An 18,787-nucleotide genomic window follows, 5' to 3' on the forward strand; every position below is an offset into this window, starting at 1 on the left:
TTCAGCGGATGCGGGTGGTGAACGTCAGCTCGAGGGCTGGCACGGTGACGCCTTCCTCGGTGAGGAAGTCCACGGGGCGGGCGGTGCGGACGGCTCCGTCCAGGGCGGCCTGGGTGCGCTCGAGCAGGTCGCCGAGCGCGTCGGCGGTCGGCACCGGCCCGTTGTCGGGGACCAGGGCGTACGCGGTCCAGCCGCCTTCCCAGGTGCCTCCCTTGAACCGGTAGTCCAGGGTCGGGGGCCGCACGAGGACCGCCGGCAGGTTCAGGCTGCGGGAGTCCGCGGTGGCGCGCAGACCGGCCGCGGTCAGCTGGTCGACCACGGCCCGCATCGCCTGCCCGAGCTGCATCAGCCGACCCCCGGGCGGGTCCACGCCCCGGTGCGCAGGGCCCGTTCGATGTCGGAGTCGTAGCGGGCGACGAAGGACACCTGCCCGTCGGCGAACGCCTGCAGGCCGGCGGGGGAGTTGCGCCGGCGCACCTCGCGCGCCGCGTACATCACGGCGCCCTGGTAGGTCTCGGCGTCCGGCTCGTAGACGGCCGGGTCGACGGTCAGGTCGGTGAACTCCGGGCGGCACCGCGCGGCGTAGATCTCCGTCATGGCGCAGCACCGCACGACCAGGTCGTCGTCGTCGGCGTCCTGGTCGTTGATGCGCAGCCACGCCTTCACGTCGGCCGGCGCGAGCCAGGTCGGCGTGAAGATGCGCGGCTGCGGCAGCGTCGGCGGCTCGGTCACTTGCCGGCCGCGGCCTTCGCGTTCCTGCCCGGGGCAGCCTCGGCCAGCGGGAGGACCGGGCCTACCGTGACGTCGACGAGGGCACGCGGGTCGTTGACCAGGACGGCCTGGTAGCCGAACACGGCGATGTCGATGCCGCCGTTCGGGATGTTCACGGCCTGCACGCGCAGCGGTGCGGGGGACGCCTCGAAGTAGGTGGCCGCGTTGCGGTCGCCGCCCAGGATGTGCCCGGCGGGCAGGCTCGGGTCGACGAAGAACCGCATCCCGGACACGGTGCCCTCCGACCCGGACAGGGACACGCTCGTCGAGGACGCCAGCCAGAACGGCGCCGCGTCCGCCGTGATCGTCAGGAAGTCGCCCCACAGGTCGGAGGCGACACCGATGAACGAGGGCGTCGCGCCGACCGCGGACAGGCTGGTGGCGATCACACCGAGCGCGCCGACCAGGTCGGTCGCGGTGGCGTCGGTCGCCTCGGCCTGCAGCGCCGCGGACACCTTCGCCTCGGTCTTCATCGCGTAGTCGCGGGTGGCGGCCTGGAAGAACGCTTCGAGGAACCCGGGGTCTCCGAGGTCGACGTAGATGCGGTCGACGTCCCACCCGCCGGCCAGGCGGCTGATCGGGGCCTCGGCCGGCTCGGTGGCGGCGAGGTTCGACGGGATCGCCGTCTTGTTGCCGGCGTAGTCGTCGACCTCGGGGTAGGTGACCCACCGCCACCCGTACACGCGGGTCCCGGTGGTCAGGGCCTGCCGGTTGATGGACTCGATGTAGTCGCGGCGCACGGCGACCGGGGTCCACAGCTCGTCGAGCCACTGCGGGCGCAGGAACCCGGCGCCGGCGTCGGCGGCCGGGACGATGTCGGACAGCGCGGCGTTCACGAACGCGGCGTCCGGCGAACGGCGGATCGCGTTGGCGAGCTCGTCGCGGGCCCTCGCGAACGTCAGCTGCGAGGCGCGCCGCGGCCGGCGCGAGAGCTCGACGGGCGGCGCCGCGGGCTTCGGGGGGGCCGGCTCGTCGTCCTCGTCCTCGTCGGTGTCCTCCTCGGGCTGCTCCGGCTCGGCCTCGGAAGCGGCGATCGAGGAGAACTTCGAGCCGGCGAACGCGGGCCGGCGCACGAGCCCGACGTGACGGGCGAGCCACTCGTTCACGTCGTAGACGCCGTCGTCGCCCAGGGTCGCCTCGAGCGCCTCGGCGCCCACGGAGAAGCCGGTGCGGACCTGCTCGCTGGCCTCGACGAGCGCGTCGTTACCGGCGGTCGTGGTGAACGCGCGCACGGACGCGGCCAGCCCGCCCTCGGTCGGCTCCCACGCCTCGAGGCGCCCGACGACGGCGTCCTCGTCGTGCTCGCGCACGACGTCGACGAGCTCGTCGACGTTGGTGGGCGGTCCGGAGAACCGGTAGCGGCGACCGTTGCGGGTCGGTGCGGACGGCACGCCGTAGGGGACGACGGTGCCGCGGATGCGGCGGCCGGCTGCGTCGATCGTGGTGGTCTGCTCGGCGAAGGCGAGCTCGAGGCGCGGGCGTGCCTCGGTCGCCTGCGAGAACGTCAGCAGCGGGATGGTCATCGGTCAGTCCTCCGTCGGGTATCCGGTCGCGGCCGCGGGCGTCGCGGTCAGCTCGGTGGTGTCGAACGCGGCGCGCTGCCCGGCTGGCAGCACGTCGTCCATGCCCAGGCGGGCGGTGATCGCGTCCATGTACAGCGCGAGGGAGAAGTCGAGCCACAGCTGGTTGCGGTGGTCGAGGTTCGAGTAGTCCATCGAGGACCCGGCGTTGGCGGCATCGATGAGGCTCGCTGGGGTGGAGACCAGGCGGGCGATGTCGACGGCGGAGGCGTTGCGGGCCTCGACCAGCAGCTGCTCGGAGGTCAGCGGGTGGTCCTTGGTCTCGATCGCCTGGTTGGTGAACAGCACGCCGTCGTTGGCCGCGAGCGCGGTGCGGGCCTCGGCGATCGTCTCCCGACGTTCCTCCCTGCTCAGCTCGGCGCCGGAGGTCTGGTGCAGCTCAAGGCGGAACGGTCGCTGGGCGACGTCGGCGGCGCCGGACTCCAGGTCGGCGGCGATGCGGATGGTGCGTTCGCCGAACCGCAGGATGCCCTCGTGCGGGCCGGGGATCAGGATGCAGCGGGCCTGGTCCAGGGGTCGGCCGTCCTGGTCGACGAACGCGCCGTCCTCGAACGCCCAGTAGTCCCAGGGGATACGTGCGATGCGTGCGGGCCGGCGCCGGTCGTCGTCGTTGACGGCCGGCGCCAGCGCGGTGGAGTACCACAGGGACGACCCGTAGAAGATGTGGTCGTCGACGGTCCACAGCATCCGGTACCAGGGCGACTGCGCTGTCAGACCCAGACGCTGCGCCTCGGTCGCGGACAGGTCGCCGAGCTGCCCGTCGGTGCCGTACGCCCAGTAGGGCTGCGGGGCGACCGCGACGTCCGCACGGTAGGCGACCAGCGGCGCCTTCGCGATCGCCCCGCAGGTCAGGTGCCGCGCCCGTGCGACGGCCGGTACGCGCATGCCGGCGGCGCGCGACATGATCCGCAGGTACTCGCCGGTGATGTCGTAGAACGCGACTTCCTCGAGGTTCGAGCGGTCGACCCACGCCTCGACCTGCGGCTGCAGGCGGGTCGTCTGGTCGATGAGGTCGACCGGCCGGCTGAACCAGCCCATCAGGTCTCGATCAGCTCACGGCGGCGGCGCTTCTTCTGGGCGTCGCGGGCCTGGGCGGGGTGCATGCGGCGGCGGTGCGCCTCGAGGTCGGCCATGGCGGAGGCCTTGCGGGCGTGGGGTGCACCGACGAACCCGCAGTCGCACACCGCGACGGCGGTCTCCGCCGAGCAGTCCACTCGGCCGTGCCGCGCTGCCATGCGAACAGGTGTACGCGCGCAGGGGGGACACGCGCCGCTGCGACGCGCCCGGCGTACGTCTGGCGTACGTCAGGCGGACGCGACGATCGGGCGGGGTGCGACGGGCGGGAGGTGGTCGTGCCCCCAGCGGGCCGCGCACGCGGCGACCAGCGGCGCGATGGGGCCGGCGGACCGGCGCCGGGACCAGGCGAACCCGTCGCCCAGTGGCCGGGTCGACGCCGCGGCGACGGCCTCGTCGAGGGCGGGGTGCGGCCACACGGACAGCCGGGTCGCGGTGACGTCGTCGAGGAACCCTGCGGCGGCGTTCGCGACGTCCTGCATCTTCATGACCAGCAGCCGGTGCTCGTGCTCGTCGGGGCGGATGAGCCGGCGCAGCTCGTCCAGCACCGTGCCGACGGGCCCGACCGAGTCGATCGCGATCGGCGCCCCGTGGCGCTCGGCGAGCTCGAGGACACGCGCGGCGGCGGCGTCGACGTCGACGCCGTCGTCGATGAGCTCGAGGTGACGGCCGGGGCCGGCGATCGCGATCGAGGCGGCGGAGCGGTCGGCGGCGACGTCGACGCCCAGGCACAGCCGCCCAGGTGGCATGTCGGTGGTGTGCTGGATACTTCGCCACGCGTCGGGCGGGATCGCGTGCGAGGTCGTGCGGGTCCACACGTTGAGGAACTCGCGGGCGAACCCGGCGGCGCCCATCGCGGCGCGGGCGGTGCGCATCATGTCGAGGTCCGTCAGGGTGCCCAGGCCGGGGTGGCGGGCGGTCCAGACGTCCTCGTCGTCGAGGTCGTCGTCGTCGTGGGCGCCCCACTCGAACAGGGCGAACCCGGGCTCGCCGGCACGGGCGGCCTCGAGGTAGCGGTGCAGGTAGCCGGAGGCGTCGGTGCCGGCGGTGCCGACGAGCATCAGCTGACGGCGCGGGCGGGTGGTGAACACGGGCAGCACGGTGCGGTCCAGGGCGGCGCCGAGCAGCTCGTCGTGCTCCTGGGCCTCGTCGATGACGACCAGGTCGAGCGCGGACCCGCGCAGCGCGCCGTCCTTGGGTGGGAACGCCTTGACGTACGAGCGACCGGACATCGTGATCCGCTCGGTGCCGGCCGAGCGCCTGGTGCGCACCCGGGAGCCCAGCAGGGTGCCCTCCAGCTCGGTGAACCGGTCGCCGAACCTCTCGGTGACCACGTGGCCGGTCTGTGCCGTGTACGCGGCCCTGTAGTCGTGCTGCTGCAAGCCGCGGCCGAGGGCGAGGTCGAACACGAACGTCGTCTTGCCGCACTGGCGCGGCACGAGGACCACGACGATCGGGTAGGCGTAGCGGCCGTCGGGCAGCCGCTCTCCGATGACGTCGGCGACCTGGCGTTGCCAGGGCAGCCACGGGCGGCCCAGGACGTGCGCCACGAACGCGCCGGCGGCGGCGTCAGTCGGGCGACCCGGTGTGCGTGGTGTCGCGAGCCTCGGCGGCACCGAACGCCTCGAGGGCGGCGAGGAACGGGTCGGCGGCCGCGGCGACGGCGGCGAAGACGCGGTCGTAGGTGTCATCGAACTGCCTCTGCAGCTGGGCCAGCGGGATGCGGTCGTACGGCTTGGGGTTGGTGCGCAGTCCACGTTCCATCAGGTCGAGCTGGTCGGCCATGCTGCGCAGCGCCGCCACGCCGGCGCCCTGCAGGGTCGTGCCGCCCTCGCGCGCCGCGGCGATGTCGTGGTCGAGGCCGTGCCGGATGCGCCCGGTGGGCAGGCGGGTGGCCGGCATGCCGAACAGCTCACCCGCGCCGTCGCTCATCAGACCATCCTGTCCCATTCGTACAGATGTTCGCTTTACCTAGCCTTTACCTTTCGTTCGGAACGGGTTGGGGCCGACCGGGACACACACGAGGAAGCCGCGGGGCTTCCGGGCCCCTCACCCCACCAAAAAACCGCAGGTCAGGTCATGTGGGGTGTCGGCCCCGCTCGACCTCGTCGTCCTCGAACAGTGAGAGGTCGGGGGCGTTGATCATCGGTCGTGCACCGCACCAGTGGTCGACGGGCTTCGACTTCGCCTTGAGGCGCAGCGATGCGCCGGCGTCGTCGGGTGTGGTGAGGATGGAGCCGAGGTGCACGGACACGGCGGCGAGCACCCCGCACCGTGGGCAGGGCAGGTCCACCCAGTAGGTGCCCGTGGTCAGGTTCGGTGGGGCGGCCACGGCTACCAGCTCCTCGAGGTGGTGGGCAGGGCGAAGCCGGGCATGGGCTTGGTGCCACGCTCGAGGTTGTGCAGGAGGTGGGCCGGCCTGCAGTTCTCGAGGGTGTCGAGGCCGCCGTAGCTGCGGGGGACCACGTGCTCCACGCTGGTGGCGCCGGCCTGGCCGCAGTGCACGCACACGTCGCCGTGCCGCTCGCGCACGGCCAGGGCCACCCGCTGCACGTACCGCCCACGCCAGCAGGGCAGCGCGGTGAGGTGGCGCTTGCTGCAGCGCGGGCAGCGTGGGGCCTTGGTGTTCATCGCTCGCCCGCGGCCAGCATCCGCACGTCGACGACGTCGTCGACCTCGAGCTCGAGCTGGTCGGGCTGGGCGATGCGGCACAGCGCGCACGTGGCCGGGGTGCCGCCGGGCATCCCGTGCTCACACTCGGCCTTGCCATACCTCACCCGTCCAGTATCGAACGGGTGTGCGACGTACGTCACGGACGTACGCCTGGCGTGTGGCAGCGGCACTGGCACGGCGTCCACTCCCGGCTCTCCTCGTCCCACGCCGTGCCGGTACACCAGTGGTGCTCGCCCGCGAAGCAGTCCCACGTGACCCACTCGGTCCTCACGGGTTGTCCCAGTGGGCGCGCATGGCGTCGTCCGCGGTCGCGATGTCGTGGGCGTCGACTAGCACCGCCCAGCAGCGGGAGCACCTGAACTGCCCGTCGTACACCCACCCGACCCCGCAGCATTCGCTCACCACGGCTGGTCCGCGGGGTGCTGGTCGCGGCCAAGCTGCGCGCGGGCAGCGGCCTCGTGCTCGAGGCGGTCCCCGAGCTTGGCCGCGTCGGCGTCGACGCGCGCGGCGTAGTCCCGCAGGGAGTCAGCGAGGACTTGCTGGACACGCACGAACTCGGCCGGGTCGTCGTCCAGGAGGGCACGGGCGTGCTGGTAGGGCCTGGCGTGGATCTCCGGGTCCTCGTCGTCGAAGTCGATCCGTGCGAACAGGGCCATCAGCGCGCCTCGCGCGCGGTCTTGGGTCGGGTCGGCGGGGTGATCTTGCTCCTCATGTTCTCCTCCGTGGCTCCTCTTCCTTCCTAGGGGGCACCGTTTCGGTTCGCCTGTGCGTACCGATTCGGTACTCCTATGGCGCACCGAATCGGTACCCCTCAGGCGCACCGTTTCGGTACCCCTGCGGTACGCCGTCCACAGGCAGCGACGACACGTTCAGCACGTACTCGCTGCGGCGGCCGCCACGCCCGTCGACCGTGCGCTCGATGGCGCCGGCGGCGATGAGCTCACCCAGGGCCTTGCGCACCTGGACGTACGCGCTCGTGCGCTGCTTCGCCGCTGCCTCTGACGTGTCGGGAGCTGCCGGCAAGCGGTAGCCCAAGATCTCGGCGAGGTCGTCACGGCCGGCGAAGTACGTCCGGGCAGGGTGCAGCTCGGTCGGTCCGTCGAGGGCCCTCAGGCTCATCCCGACGAGCAACCGCATAGCTCGATGGCCGAGTTGCGGGTACATGGCGAGGGCGCCTGAGACGTTGCGGGCGCCCATCAGGCGACCTCGGGCAGCAGGCAGTCGCCCGTTCGGGTTCTGCCTGCGTAGCCCGGCTCTGGACTAGCGTTCATGTGAAGACCCCTTGAGGACGGCGCCGCGGCTACGGCGCCGTCCTCGTCTTTCGTGGAGGGGCCTGGTGGCTGCGTGCGAAGTCGTCGAGGTCCCTCACCAGGAACCTGCGTTCACCGCCGGGTGTCCAGCTCGTGGGGAGCATCCCGGCGCGCGACCAGCGTCTGACTGTCTGGGGGTGAACCCCGAGGATTCGTGCCGCCGTCGCCACGGGTACACGTTCGTCCTGAACCATGCGGCAAGGCAAGCATGCTCAACTTGTGTCGGCGAGCATCGGCTACCCGACACGCCGCGTCGGGCTGCATGGTTGCTCAAGGTCGCTCAGCGGTGGGACCCTTCCCACCATGACCGTGATCCCGGACTGGACGCTCGCCGACAAGCTGCGGAAGGCGCGGCAGCGCACCGGCGCCGATCAGCGCACGTTCGCCGAGCAGCTCGGCGTGACCTCGTCGGCGTACGCACAGTGGGAGGCCGGCCGGGCCACGCCGCGCGACCTCGTGACGATCGCCAAGCGCGTCGAGGCGGCCACCGACGTCGACGCGCGATGGCTCCTCGGCCTCGAGGTGGGTTGGCGCCCCCGGCAGGACTCGAACCTGCAACCGACGGATTAGAAGGCCGTTGCTCTATCCGTTGAGCTACGGGGGCCTGAGGTGCGGGCCAAGCCTAGACGGACCGGCGGGCAGCCGCGGCGCATCCCGCGGGGACGTCGCGGCTTCCCGCAGGCCTGCCTGACCGCCCGTGTTCCCCTCGGTCGGGACAGATTCTCCGCGCGTTGCGTTTGGCCTGGTCAGATGTGCCCGGGACAATGGGCCCGTGAGTGCGCAGCCCGGCATCGTGCCAGCGCAGCCAGCGAACCCTGCGCCACTGGCGCAGCAGCCCCTGGTGGTCCAGGCGCGCCACGTCGCGAGCGACCCGAGGGACGTGCTGGCGCGGCCTCTCGCGGCGCAGTCGCTGCTCGACGCCGTCAAGGACCTGCGTCGCGACGTCGAGCTCACCCGGTTCCCGCTCGACCTCGAGGGCACGGTGTCCGCGCGGCAGTCCCGCGCGCGGCTGGTGGACCAGCTCGGCGAGCACCTCGTACCGCGACTGACCGAGCTGTCGGCGCCGGCTGTCGTGGTGGTGTCGGGGTCGACGGGTGCCGGGAAGTCCACCCTGGTCAACTCGCTCGTCGGCACCGAGGTCAGCCAGGCCGGCGTCCTGCGACCGACCACCCGGCAGCCCGTCCTCGTGCATCATCCGGCCGACACCGAGCTCCTCTCGCACCACCCGGTCCTCGAGTCGGTGCAGGTGGTCGCCGACGACCACGTCCCGAGAGGCATCGCGCTGCTCGACGCCCCCGACCTCGACTCCGTCCTCGAGTCGAACCGCGAGCAGGCCCACCGCCTGCTCGAGGCCGCCGACCTGTGGCTCTTCGTGACGACGGCGGCGCGGTACGGCGACGCGCTCCCCTGGAAGGTGCTGGAGGCGGCGGTCGAACGCGGCACCTCGATCGCGATGGTGCTCAACAGGGTGCCGCCCGCGTCGCTGCCCACCGTCCGGGGTGACCTGCTGGAACGGCTGCGGGGCCACGGGCTCGCCGGCTCACCGCTGTTCGTGGTGCCCGACCTCGGCCCGCACGAGGGGATGCTCGCGCCGGCCGTCGTCGCCCCGGTGCAGCGGTGGCTCATGATGCTCGCGGGTCCGGACCGGTCGCGGACCGTCATCGGCCGCACCCTGCGAGGGTCGCTCGCGGCGTTGCGACCGTGGGTCGACGAGCTCGCCGAGGCGGTCCAGGCGCAGGCGGACGCCGCCACCCGGATCGCTCGCGCGCTCGACGAGGCTGTCGACGGCCCCGCACGGCAGGCTGCCGCGTCGCTGCGCGGCGGGGCCCTGGCCGACGGCGCGGTGCGTGCCCGGTGGGCCGAGCTGACCACCGACGGCGCGGCGCTCGCCTCCGTGGTGAGCTCCTCCGGGCGGGTCCGGGGGTCGGCCAGGGAAGGACGGGTGCGCTCGGCGGCGGTGGCGCCCCTCGTGGAGGACCTCACACGGTCGGCTGCCGCGTCGTTCGCTGCGGCCGGCGCCCACACGGAGGACGTGCTGCGTGCAGCCCTGTCGGGACCGTCCGCTCCCGAGGGCGGCGCGTCGGTCGACGCCGCCTGGACCACCGACGGCCTGCGGCGGACCCGCGCGCACGCGGCGGACCTCGCCGCCCGTGGGTGGACCTCGCAGGGTGCACGAGCCGTCCGCGCGGCGCTCGTCGCGGCGCCCGGGCGCGACGACGAGCCGCGCCGGCCACGCGACGTCGCGCGGGAGGCGAGACGTCGGGAGAAGGCGGAGCGGGCGCTCGGCGAGGCCGGGCTGGGCGCTGTCGCGCTCGCGGCCGCGGCCGGCGTCGACGAGGCCCGCGAGCTGCTCGTCGAACTCCTGGGTGCGGCCGGCGAGCAGGCCGTCGCGGAGCTCCGCAGCGACCTGGCCGACCGGGTCGTGGCGCAGGTGGCGCTGGAGCGGACGTCGGTGGGTGCGGTGCTCGACGACCCCGACCTGGCCGAGGACGCCGCGTCCCGGCTGCGCCTGCGGCTCGCCGTGCTGAAGGGACTGACGTGACCGGAACGCACACGAGGCAGGGCGACGACGCGACCGGGATCGAGGTGTCGACGACGTCCCACGGCGTGCACCGCGACGTGCTGCACGGGGTGCTGCACGGACGCGAGACCGAGCTCCTGCACGCCCGGGTCGACGCGCTCGACAGTGCGCTCGTGGTGGGTGGGACGCGGCTCGAGGAGCCGGTCGTCGGACGGGTCGTGAGCGCGATCGACCGGGTGCGCGAGCGGCTCGAGCTCGGCGTCGACCACACCGTCGTCGCGCTGGTCGGCGGGACGGGGTCGGGGAAGTCGAGCCTGTTCAACGCCATCAGCGGACTGCAGTTCGCGGACGTCGGGGTCAAGCGGCCCACGACGTCACAGGTCACCGCCTGTGTCTGGGGTGACGACGGCGGGCCGCTGCTGGACTGGCTCGGCGTGGTGCCCGACCGGCGCATCGAGCGGGAGAGCCTGCTCGACGGGGAGTCCGAGGCGGTGCTGCGCGGCCTCGTGCTGCTCGACCTGCCGGACCACGACTCCATCGCGCCCGAGCACCGGGAGACCGTGGACAGGATGCTGCCGCAGGCCGACCTGCTCGTCTGGGTCGTGGACCCGCAGAAGTACGCCGACGACGCGCTGCACACCGGGTACCTGCGCGGTCTGGTCGGGCACGAGGCGTCGATGCTCGTCGTGCTCAACCAGGTCGACACGGTGCCGTCCGACGTGCGTCCCGAGCTCGCGCTCGACGTGGCGCGCCTGCTGGTGGACGACGGGCTCGTCGGAGTGCCGGTGCACGAGGTGTCCGCGCGGACCGGTGAAGGTGTCGCGGGTCTGCGTGCGCGGCTCGCCGCCGGGGTGGAGACCCGCTCGCTCGCCGCCCGCCGCGCCGGTGCGGAGATCCACGACGCCGCCGTGCTGCTCGCAGCCCAGGTGGCCCTGAGCGAACCGCCGCCGTCGGCGCTCTCGGTGTCGGAGGTCGTCGACACGCTCGCGGACGCCGCCGGCCTGACCGCCGTGGCGGGAGCGGTCGCGGCGGTGGTGCGCGGCGGCTCGTCCGACCGGCCCGCGTTCGGCGCGGTGCAGGAGGACACGGTCGGACTGGCCCGCGGCCAGTGGCTCGACGCCGTCACGCCCGGCCTGCCGCGCCGCTGGGGACAGGACGTCGCGAGCCGGGTCGCGACGACGACCGAGCTGCGGCTCGCGGTGTCGGACGCGCTCACGCAGGTCACGGTCGCTGCGCGGCGGTCGCTGCTGGCTGCCGGCCTCGTCGCGGTCGCGCTGCTGCTGGGGCTCGGGGCCGTGGTGACCGGCGCGGTGGCGCTGGGCTCGGGGATGGCGTCGGTCCGGGCCAACCCGTGGGCACCGGTGGCCGCCGTCGTGCTCGCGGTCGCCGCGGTGCTCGTCTCGGTCGCGGCGGCGTCGACGCGCCGGGCGGCGGCCCGGCGACGGGCCGCGCGCGTCCTGCGGGACGGCCGGTCGGCGCTGGACGGGGTGGCCCGGGCGCGGCTCCTCGAGCCGACGCAGGCGGTGCTCGCCGAGCACCGACGGGTCCGCGAGCTGGTCGCGGTCGCCCGGGACTGATCCGGGGGACCTGGGTCGCGGGGACGCCCGGGCTCGAGGCACCGGCAGCTCCCGGTCCAGGTCGAGGGTGTGCCGCCTGGACGGCACTCCGCCGTGAGCCGCCCACACCCCCGCTTCCCGCGGTCGTGATCCCCGGCCACGGTGCGTTCCCGACGGTGGCCACGCCGGTTCACCGACGCTGGCCGTACCCGTCCCGCACCCCGCGGGGCACGCGGCACGGAGGACGCCATGAGCACCCACACCCTGGACCTGACCCTCGTCGGCTGGATCGGCAGCGAGGTCCGCAACTACCCGAGCACGGACGGCTCGACGGAGTTCACGTCGTTCCGGATGGCCAGCACGCGTCGGTGGTTCGACCGCCGCGAGAACGTCTGGAAGGACGGGCGGACCGAGTGGTTCACCGTCAAGCTCTGGCGGCAGGCCGCGCAGAACGCCGGGCACAGCCTGCGCAAGGGGGACCCCGTGGTGGTGCACGGCCGGCTGTCCACCGAGGAGTGGGCGGCGCCCGAGGGTCCGCGGACCACGCTCGTGATCGAGGCGACCGCCGTCGGCCACGACCTGACCTTCGGAACCAGCCACTTCCGGCGCACGGTCACCGCCGGCGCGACCGAGCAGGACGGTGCGGACGTCGGTGCGGTTCCGGCCGACGTGGCGGACCTCACCGGGCTCGCCGAGGTGACCGAGCCCGGGGAGCCCGCCGAGGTGGCCGACGGCGACGCTCTGGTCCCCGCCGAGCACGTGGCGGTGGAGGAGGAGCGGACTCTCGTCGGGGCCCGCTGAGCAGGTCGACGCGCGCCGACCGGCGCCGACGTCGTGGAGCCGGGGTCCCCAGCCGTGATCGCCTAGGCTGGGGGACCGGCAACCACCATCCGACGACGCCCGACGTCGCAGCGGACGACACTGCGGGCAGGACCGTGAGCTGGAGACAGCCCCACCTGCCCCGCCGCGCCGGTCCGCGCGCGCCGGTCGGGCACCCGAGCACCGAGGCGGACGAAGAGCCAGTGGCTGAGTTCATCTACTCCATGTACAAGACGCGCAAGGCGCACGGTGACAAGGTCATCCTCGACGACGTCACCTTGAACTTCCTGCCCGGCGCCAAGATCGGTGTCGTCGGCCCCAACGGCGCCGGCAAGTCGACGATCCTCAAGATCATGGCCGGCCTGGACCAGCCCTCGAACGGTGAGGCCCGGCTGAGCCCGGGGTACACCGTCGGCATCCTGCAGCAGGAGCCGCCGCTGAACGAGGCGAAGACGGTGCTCGGGAACGTGGAGGAGGGCGTGTCCGAGATCAAGGGCAAGCTCGACCGGTACAACGAGATCTCGGCGCTGATGGCCGAGCCCGACGCCGACTTCGACGCCCTGCTCGCCGAGATGGGTGCCCTCCAGGAGGCGATCGACGCCGCCGACGCCTGGGACCTCGATGCGCAGCTCGAACAGGCCATGGACGCCCTGCGCTGCCCGCCGGCCGACGCCGACGTGACCGTGCTCTCCGGTGGTGAGCGCCGCCGCGTCGCGCTGTGCAAGCTGCTGCTGGAGAAGCCGGACCTGCTGCTGCTCGACGAGCCGACCAACCACCTCGACGCCGAGAGCGTGCTCTGGCTCGAGGCGCACCTCAAGGACTACCCGGGCGCCATCCTGGCCGTCACCCACGACCGGTACTTCCTCGACCACGTCGCCGAGTGGATCTGTGAGGTCGACCGCGGGCGGCTGTACCCGTACGAGGGCAACTACTCGACGTACCTCGAGAAGAAGGGCGAGCGGCTCGCGATCCAGGGCAAGAAGGACGCCAAGCTCGCCAAGCGACTCAAGGACGAGCTCGAGTGGGTCCGGTCGAACGCCAAGGGCCGCCAGACCAAGTCGAAGTCGCGTCTCGCGCGTTACGAGGAGATGGCGGCCGAGGCGGACCGCACGAGGAAGCTGGACTTCGAGGAGATCCAGATCCCGCCGGGCCCGCGCCTGGGGTCGATCGTGCTCGAGGCCAAGAACCTCGAGAAGGGATTCGACGGTCGGGTCCTCATCGACGGCCTGAGCTTCACGCTGCCGCGCAACGGCATCGTCGGGGTCATCGGCCCGAACGGCGTCGGCAAGACCACGCTGTTCAAGACGATCGTCGGGCTGGAGCCGCTGGACAAGGGCGAGCTGAAGGTCGGCGAGACCGTGTCGATCAGCTACGTCGACCAGTCCCGGGGCGGGATCGACCCGAAGAAGACGCTCTTCGAGGTCGTGTCCGACGGCCTGGACTTCCTCAAGGTCGGCAACGTCGAGATGCCCTCGCGGGCCTACGTCGCCGCGTTCGGGTTCAAGGGCCCGGACCAGCAGAAGCCCGCGGGCGTCCTGTCGGGTGGTGAGCGCAACCGCCTGAACCTCGCGCTCACGCTGAAGCAGGGCGGCAACCTGCTGCTCCTCGACGAGCCGACCAACGACCTCGACGTCGAGACCCTCGGGTCCCTCGAGAACGCGCTGCTCGAGTTCCCGGGCTGCGCGGTGGTCGTGTCCCACGACCGCTGGTTCCTGGACCGGGTCGCGACGCACATCCTCGCCTACGAGGGCACCGAGGAGAACCCGTCGGCCTGGTACTGGTTCGAGGGGAACTTCGCCTCGTACGAGGAGAACAAGGTCAGCCGGCTCGGTGCCGACGCCGCTCGTCCGCACCGGGTCACGTACCGCAAGCTGCGTCGTGACTGAGGCGTGACCGGGCGTCGCCGGTGGGTGCGGCATGCCCGGCGGGCAGCCACCACGTAGGGCGTGACGCCGGCCTCGCCGGTGGGTGTGGCACGCCCGACGGGCAGCCAGCACGTCGGCACGGCATCCTGAGCCACCAAGGAGCGGCGCTGTCGGAGCGTCGCGGGGCCCTGGGAGCGTGCGTGTGACGGACAGCGACATCGCGGCGCTCGTCGGCGCCGTCGCCGCGCTGCGGACCGCCGTCGACGAGGTCGCCCTGCCGTTCGAGGTCACGTCCGCCCCCGCGGCGCGGGACGAGCGTCGCCGCCTGCTCGACCGGTTGGACGACCACCTGCTGCCCCGCCTGCGGCACCCTGACGCCCCGACGCTGCTCGTGGTGGGAGGGTCGACCGGTGCGGGCAAGTCCACCCTGGTCAGCTCCCTGGTCGGTGAGGTGGTCAGCCCGTCCGGCGTGCTGCGGCCGACCACCCGCTGGCCCGTGCTGGTTCACCACCCGGTCGACGCCGACCAGTTCACCGGTGACCGGGTGCTGCCCGGGCTGCCCCGCGTCTCGGGCAGTGCTGCGGGCGGTGTCACCGGCGCTCTTACGTCCGGTCCCGCGGGCACCCTCCCGGGGGACCCCGCGGGCACGGATGCCTCCGTCAGCCGGGGCGTCCGGCTCGTCGCGTCCGGGGCGGTCCCACCGGGTCTCGCTCTTCTGGACGCACCCGACATCGACTCGGTCGAGGACGCGAACCGCACCCTCGCGGTCCAGCTGCTGGGTGCGGCCGACGCGTGGCTCTTCGTCACGACGGCCGCCCGGTACGCGGACGCGGTGCCCTGGGAGCTGCTCGGCGACGCCGCGCGCCGGCGCACCCACCTGGCCCTCGTGCTCGACCGGGTCGACGCCGCCGACGCCCCCGCGGTGCAAGCGCACCTCACCGTGATGCTCGACGAGCGCGGCCTCGGCGGAACCCCCGTGCTGCTGGTCCCCGAGTCCCGCCCCGACGACGACGGGCTGCTCCCGGAGTCGGCGGTCGCGGCCGTCGCCACGTGGGTGACCGCGCTCGCTCTCGACGCCACGACGCGCGAGCAGGCGCTCGCAGCGACCCGTGACGGGTCCGCGCTCGAGGCGGCGCGCGCCGCGCGCACCCTGGCAGACGCCGCGGACGACCAGCGGGCCGCCGCCGACCGGCTGCGGGGGGCGGCGCTCGCCTCCTACGCGGCGGCACGTGAGCTGGTCGCGGAGCGCACGTCCGACGGCTCGATGCTCCGCGGTGAGGTGCTGGCCCGCTGGCAGGACGTCGTCGGCACGGGCGAGTGGGTCCGGGCGATCGAGGGCGGCGTCTCACGGCTGCGCGACCGCCTCGCGGCGACCGTGCGCGGTCGGCGTGCGGCGGACCCAGGTCTCGTCGAGGCGGTCGGTCACGGGCTGGAGGCGGTGGTGCTGGACGCGGCACAGGACGCCGCAGGCCGGGCGCACGCCGACTGGTACCACGACCCTGCCGGGCACGCGCTGCTGGGCGGGCTCGCGCTCTCGCGTGCGTCGGCCGACCTGCGGGAACGCGTCGATGCGGCTGTGCGCGACTGGCAGGGCGACGTGCTCGAGCTGGTCCGGGGTGAGGGAGCAGGACGTCGGTCCGCCGCGCGCGCGCTGTCCTTCGGCGTGAACGGGCTCGGCGCTGCGCTGATGGTGGCGGTGTTCGCGTCGACGGGCGGCCTGACCGGCGCCGAGGTGGGCATCGTGGGCGGCACCGTGCTGCTGGCGCAGAGGCTCCTCGAGGCCGTGTTCGGGGACGACGCGGTGCGGCGGTTGACCCGCACGGCCCACGAACGGCTCGACGAGCGGGTGGGCGGGCTCCTCGATGCGGAGGTCGCACGCTTCCTCGCCCTGCTCGATCCGGTGGCGGCACAGGTGCGGGACGGCGGTGCCGTGCGTTCCCGTGCGTCGCTGGTCGAGGCGGCCGCTCGCGCCGCAGCCGCTGCTCCGCGGGAGGCCGCGGACGCCCGCCCGCCCGTCTCGGCAGGGGTCGGCCTGCGCGGTGCCGGGCAACGCGTGAGCGGGCGCGCCACCGTCGACGACGGGTCGACCGAGGCCGGTGCGCGGCCCGCCGTCCGGCGGCGGTGGTGGCGTCTCGGGCGGCCGGGGTGAGCGCGGCCCGCGACGCCGACGGGACCGACGCGCTCGGTCGGGTGGAGGCGCTCGACGACGCGGCCTCGCTCGGGCGCCGGTGGCTGCCGAAGGACGTGCTCGCGGATGCCGAGGCCGTCGTCGAGCGCGCTCGGCGACGGCTCACGCTGTCCGGCGACCACACCGTCGTGGCTCTCGCCGGTCCGACCGGCGCCGGAAAGTCGTCGCTCGTCAACGCCCTCGCGGGCACGGCGGTGGCGAGGCCCGGCATCCTGCGGCCCACGACGGGCCGTCCGCTCGCACTCGTCGTCCCCGACCCCGAGTCCGGCACCGCCGGTCCCGTCCCGCGCGAGACGACGGGAACCGTGCCCGACCGTCGGTGGCCACGCCGGTCCCGCCGAGCCGCGGGGCCCGCCCCGGTGACCGCCGGCGCAGCGGGATCAGGTCCGCACGCGCTGCTGGACTGGCTGAGGGTCGATGACCGGGTGGTCACCGACCGTGCGGGCTCGCCGCTGTCGCTCGCCACCGGGCTGGTGCTGCTCGACCTGCCCGACCACGACTCCGTGGTCGCCGAGCACCGTGCGGTCGCGGAGCGGCTGTACGAGCGCGTCGACCTGATGGTGTGGGTGGTAGACCCGCAGAAGTACGCGGACGCGGCGCTGCACGTGCGGTACCTGCGACCGCTCGCCGACCACGAGGCGGTGGTCGTCCTGGTGCTCAACCAGGTGGACCGGCTGGCTCCGGACGACGCGGAGGCGTGCCTGGCGGACCTGCGGCGGATCGTCGCGGCGGACGGCCTGCCGGCGGCACGCGTGCTCGCCGTCAGCGCCAGGACGGGTGAGGGCGTGGACGAGCTGCGCTCGCTCCTCGCGGATGCGGCACGACGGCGACGCGCAGCGACGGATCGGGTGCTCGCCGACGTCCGGTCGAGCGCGTCCTGCGTCGTGGCGGCGTGCGGTGATGCCGGCCCTCAGGCGGTGCCGCAACGGGCCCGGACGGCGCTGGTGGACGCGCTCGAGGCCGCAGCCGGGGTGCCGGCCGTCGTCGACGCGACGCGTAGGTCGTCCGTCCGTCGCGCCCGTGCAGCGACGGGCTGGCCGCCGACCCGATGGGTCGGTCGCTGGCGTGCGGACCCCCTGCGCCGGCTCGGGCTGGGCCGGGCGCGCCCGCCGGTCGGCCCGCGAGGGGTCACGGTCGCGCGTCACCCGCGCGCCGACGCTGCGGTGTCCGACACGGGCGCGGAGGTCGACCCGTCGGCCACCCGGCGCAGCTCGCTCGAGGACCCGGGTCCCGCGGCCCGCGCACGGGCGGCTCTGGCGGTGCGCGACTACGTGGACGCCGCGACGGCCGGGGCGCCCGACGCCTGGGTGCTGGAGGCCCGGGGCACCGTCCAGGCGGGCGGACTGGTCGACGCGCTGGACCGGGCCGTCGTCCGCGTCGACGCCGCGTCCGGTGCCGACCCCCGGTGGTGGCGCTCCGTCGCGACGGTGCAGTGGGCGGTGCTGGCGGTGGCGGTAGCCGGTCTGCTCTGGCTCGGGGCGCTCGCCCTCGTGGGCTACCTGCGGCTGCCCGAGCCCCCGACGCCCGTGTGGGGGACCGTGCCGTGGCCCACCGTCCTGGCCGTCGGCGGGGCGCTGGTCGGCGTGGCGGTCGCCCTGCTCGCACGGGTCGCTGCCTCGCTCGGTGCAGGGCGACGGGCCCGGCGGATCCGGGGCGCCCTGCGCGCCGCGGTCGACGACGTGGCCGGTCGCCTCGTCGTGGACCCCCTGGCGACCGACCGGGCCGCGCGCGACCGGTGCCGCGCTGCCGCGCTCCGGGCGGCCGGACGGCGGTGACCGCCGCTGACCGCAGGTGACCGGGCCTGACCGGGGCTGACCGAAGCCTGACCGGGCCTGACCGGTGGACGCCCGGGCTGACCGGTGCTCACCGGCTGTCCGGGCCCGCATAGGATCACCCGGTCGAAGGAGGTCGGATGGCTCGGCTCGAGGTCCCGGTGCAGCTGCGCTGGTCCGACATGGACGCGTACGCGCACGTCAACAACGTCGAGATGCTGCGGCTGCTCGAGGAGGCGCGGATCCAGGCGTTCTGGAGCCACCCTGCCGGGCCGGACGGCACCCGGCCTGACGGCGCGTGGTCGACGGCGGTGCTCGACGCCGGGCCGGACTCCGGGATGTCGACGCTGATCGCCCGGCAGGAGATCGAGTACCTGCTCCCGCTGGGCTACCAGCGCCGGCCGGTCGTCGTGGAGATGTGGATCGGGCGGCTCGGCGGCGCGAGCCTCGACGTCTGCTACGAGGTGCGCGACCGCCCTGGGGACGAGGAGGGGAGCGCCGTGTACGCACGGGCCGTCACGACGGTGGTCCTCGTCGACACCGCGACGGGGCAGCCGCAGCGCATCGGTCCCGCGGAGCGTGCCGCGTGGTCTCCGTTCGTCGAGGAGCCGGTGGCCTTCCGACGGCGCCGGTGAAGCCGGAGGTCCGGCGACCGGCC

General features: G+C 74.0%; 21 protein-coding genes and 1 tRNA gene. 8 read left to right on the forward strand and 14 right to left on the reverse strand.

The window, feature by feature from the left end; genetic code table 11:
• Position 1 precedes the first annotated feature (1 nt).
• The 13 genes from ACVW07_RS18735 to ACVW07_RS18795 form a co-directional block, all read right to left on the reverse strand.
• Positions 2-346: a hypothetical protein gene (locus tag ACVW07_RS18735; RefSeq protein WP_456820705.1), complete on the reverse strand. Its 345-nt coding sequence runs from the start codon at positions 344-346 to the stop codon at positions 2-4.
• Positions 346-732, reverse strand: coding sequence for a hypothetical protein (locus tag ACVW07_RS18740; protein ID WP_456820706.1), 387 nt, complete (start codon positions 730-732; stop codon positions 346-348). Before ACVW07_RS18740 ends, ACVW07_RS18735 begins: the two co-directional genes overlap by 1 nt.
• Entirely contained in the window at positions 729-2,294 is a 1,566-nt protein-coding gene (locus ACVW07_RS18745; protein WP_456820707.1) for a hypothetical protein, read from the reverse strand. Before ACVW07_RS18745 ends, ACVW07_RS18740 begins: the two co-directional genes overlap by 4 nt.
• 3 nt (positions 2,295-2,297) lie before the next feature.
• Positions 2,298-3,389: a hypothetical protein gene (locus tag ACVW07_RS18750; protein ID WP_456820708.1), complete on the reverse strand. Its 1,092-nt coding sequence runs from the start codon at positions 3,387-3,389 to the stop codon at positions 2,298-2,300.
• Positions 3,389-3,586 (reverse strand): hypothetical protein, encoded by a 198-nt coding sequence (locus tag ACVW07_RS18755; protein WP_456820709.1) that lies wholly within the window; start codon positions 3,584-3,586, stop codon positions 3,389-3,391. The genes ACVW07_RS18750 and ACVW07_RS18755 overlap by 1 nt, the downstream gene beginning before the upstream one ends.
• 69 nt (positions 3,587-3,655) lie before the next feature.
• Positions 3,656-4,975, reverse strand: coding sequence for a hypothetical protein (locus tag ACVW07_RS18760; RefSeq protein WP_456820710.1), 1,320 nt, complete (start codon positions 4,973-4,975; stop codon positions 3,656-3,658).
• Positions 4,976-4,994: 19 nt separating this feature from the next.
• Entirely contained in the window at positions 4,995-5,357 is a 363-nt protein-coding gene (locus tag ACVW07_RS18765; protein ID WP_456820711.1) for a hypothetical protein, read from the reverse strand.
• Positions 5,358-5,502: 145 nt separating this feature from the next.
• Positions 5,503-5,757 carry a hypothetical protein gene (locus tag ACVW07_RS18770; protein WP_456820712.1) on the reverse strand — a complete coding sequence of 85 codons (255 nt, stop codon included), beginning with the start codon at positions 5,755-5,757 and terminating at the stop codon, positions 5,503-5,505.
• Between the two features lie 2 nt (positions 5,758-5,759).
• Positions 5,760-6,056 carry an HNH endonuclease gene (locus ACVW07_RS18775; RefSeq protein WP_456820713.1) on the reverse strand — a complete coding sequence of 99 codons (297 nt, stop codon included), beginning with the start codon at positions 6,054-6,056 and terminating at the stop codon, positions 5,760-5,762.
• A complete protein-coding gene (locus tag ACVW07_RS18780) occupies positions 6,053-6,202 on the reverse strand; it encodes a hypothetical protein (protein ID WP_456820714.1) in 150 nt (49 codons plus the stop codon). Before ACVW07_RS18780 ends, ACVW07_RS18775 begins: the two co-directional genes overlap by 4 nt.
• Before the next feature lie 294 nt (positions 6,203-6,496).
• Positions 6,497-6,754 (reverse strand): hypothetical protein, encoded by a 258-nt coding sequence (locus ACVW07_RS18785; RefSeq protein WP_456820715.1) that lies wholly within the window; start codon positions 6,752-6,754, stop codon positions 6,497-6,499.
• A gap of 130 nt (positions 6,755-6,884) precedes the next feature.
• Positions 6,885-7,295 (reverse strand): hypothetical protein, encoded by a 411-nt coding sequence (locus tag ACVW07_RS18790; RefSeq protein ID WP_456820716.1) that lies wholly within the window; start codon positions 7,293-7,295, stop codon positions 6,885-6,887.
• Between the two features lie 103 nt (positions 7,296-7,398).
• On the reverse strand, positions 7,399-7,602 hold the full coding sequence (locus tag ACVW07_RS18795) for a helix-turn-helix domain-containing protein (RefSeq protein ID WP_456820717.1): 204 nt from the start codon (positions 7,600-7,602) through the stop codon (positions 7,399-7,401).
• A 109-nt stretch (positions 7,603-7,711) separates the two neighbouring features.
• Between ACVW07_RS18795 and ACVW07_RS18800 the strand changes: the two genes are divergently transcribed.
• Positions 7,712-7,978, forward strand: coding sequence for a helix-turn-helix domain-containing protein (locus ACVW07_RS18800; protein ID WP_456821125.1), 267 nt, complete (start codon positions 7,712-7,714; stop codon positions 7,976-7,978).
• Here the strand turns inward: ACVW07_RS18800 and ACVW07_RS18805 are convergent.
• Positions 7,937-8,012 (reverse strand) — tRNA-Arg (locus ACVW07_RS18805). The two genes, ACVW07_RS18800 and ACVW07_RS18805, sit on opposite strands and share 42 nt — an antisense overlap.
• Before the next feature lie 168 nt (positions 8,013-8,180).
• On the opposite strand from ACVW07_RS18805, the gene ACVW07_RS18810 reads away from it, so the two are divergent.
• The 7 genes from ACVW07_RS18810 to ACVW07_RS18840 all read left to right on the forward strand — a co-directional run bounded on the left by ACVW07_RS18810 (position 8,181) and on the right by ACVW07_RS18840 (position 18,764).
• Positions 8,181-9,950 carry a GTPase gene (locus tag ACVW07_RS18810; protein WP_456820718.1) on the forward strand — a complete coding sequence of 590 codons (1,770 nt, stop codon included), beginning with the start codon at positions 8,181-8,183 and terminating at the stop codon, positions 9,948-9,950.
• The gene (locus ACVW07_RS18815) at positions 9,947-11,506 is read left to right on the forward strand and encodes a GTPase (protein WP_456820719.1); all 1,560 of its coding nucleotides are present in this window, start codon (positions 9,947-9,949) and stop codon (positions 11,504-11,506) included. Before ACVW07_RS18810 ends, ACVW07_RS18815 begins: the two co-directional genes overlap by 4 nt.
• 228 nt (positions 11,507-11,734) lie before the next feature.
• Positions 11,735-12,286: a single-stranded DNA-binding protein gene (locus ACVW07_RS18820; protein ID WP_456820720.1), complete on the forward strand. Its 552-nt coding sequence runs from the start codon at positions 11,735-11,737 to the stop codon at positions 12,284-12,286.
• A gap of 221 nt (positions 12,287-12,507) precedes the next feature.
• Positions 12,508-14,190 carry an energy-dependent translational throttle protein EttA gene (ettA, locus tag ACVW07_RS18825; RefSeq protein ID WP_456820721.1) on the forward strand — a complete coding sequence of 561 codons (1,683 nt, stop codon included), beginning with the start codon at positions 12,508-12,510 and terminating at the stop codon, positions 14,188-14,190.
• Between the two features lie 181 nt (positions 14,191-14,371).
• Complete coding sequence (locus tag ACVW07_RS18830) at positions 14,372-16,318, forward strand: ABC transporter (RefSeq protein WP_456820722.1); 1,947 nt, start codon at positions 14,372-14,374, stop codon at positions 16,316-16,318.
• Positions 16,315-18,132, forward strand: coding sequence for a GTP-binding protein HSR1 (locus ACVW07_RS18835; RefSeq protein WP_456820723.1), 1,818 nt, complete (start codon positions 16,315-16,317; stop codon positions 18,130-18,132). Before ACVW07_RS18830 ends, ACVW07_RS18835 begins: the two co-directional genes overlap by 4 nt.
• A gap of 137 nt (positions 18,133-18,269) precedes the next feature.
• On the forward strand, positions 18,270-18,764 hold the full coding sequence (locus tag ACVW07_RS18840) for an acyl-CoA thioesterase (RefSeq protein ID WP_456820724.1): 495 nt from the start codon (positions 18,270-18,272) through the stop codon (positions 18,762-18,764).
• Positions 18,765-18,787: the final 23 nt, after the last annotated feature.

The sequence above is a fragment of the Cellulomonas sp. URHB0016 genome (assembly GCF_054057935.1).

Excerpts from the sequence above, each read along its gene's own strand:
- ACVW07_RS18735 (WP_456820705.1), bottom strand. The coding sequence starts at position 346 with ATGCAGCTCGGGCAGGCGATGCGGGCCGTGGTCGACCAGCTGACCGCG.
- ACVW07_RS18745 (WP_456820707.1), bottom strand. The coding sequence starts at position 2,294 with ATGACCATCCCGCTGCTGACGTTCTCGCAGGCGACCGAGGCACGCCCG.
- ACVW07_RS18750 (WP_456820708.1), bottom strand. The coding sequence starts at position 3,389 with ATGGGCTGGTTCAGCCGGCCGGTCGACCTCATCGACCAGACGACCCGC.
- ACVW07_RS18755 (WP_456820709.1), bottom strand. The coding sequence starts at position 3,586 with ATGGCAGCGCGGCACGGCCGAGTGGACTGCTCGGCGGAGACCGCCGTC.
- ACVW07_RS18765 (WP_456820711.1), bottom strand. The coding sequence starts at position 5,357 with ATGAGCGACGGCGCGGGTGAGCTGTTCGGCATGCCGGCCACCCGCCTG.
- ACVW07_RS18775 (WP_456820713.1), bottom strand. The coding sequence starts at position 6,056 with ATGAACACCAAGGCCCCACGCTGCCCGCGCTGCAGCAAGCGCCACCTC.
- ACVW07_RS18785 (WP_456820715.1), bottom strand. The coding sequence starts at position 6,754 with ATGGCCCTGTTCGCACGGATCGACTTCGACGACGAGGACCCGGAGATC.
- ACVW07_RS18790 (WP_456820716.1), bottom strand. The coding sequence starts at position 7,295 with ATGGGCGCCCGCAACGTCTCAGGCGCCCTCGCCATGTACCCGCAACTC.
- ACVW07_RS18795 (WP_456820717.1), bottom strand. The coding sequence starts at position 7,602 with ATGGTTCAGGACGAACGTGTACCCGTGGCGACGGCGGCACGAATCCTC.
- ACVW07_RS18800 (WP_456821125.1), top strand. The coding sequence starts at position 7,712 with ATGACCGTGATCCCGGACTGGACGCTCGCCGACAAGCTGCGGAAGGCG.
- ACVW07_RS18820 (WP_456820720.1), top strand. The coding sequence starts at position 11,735 with ATGAGCACCCACACCCTGGACCTGACCCTCGTCGGCTGGATCGGCAGC.
- ACVW07_RS18840 (WP_456820724.1), top strand. The coding sequence starts at position 18,270 with ATGGCTCGGCTCGAGGTCCCGGTGCAGCTGCGCTGGTCCGACATGGAC.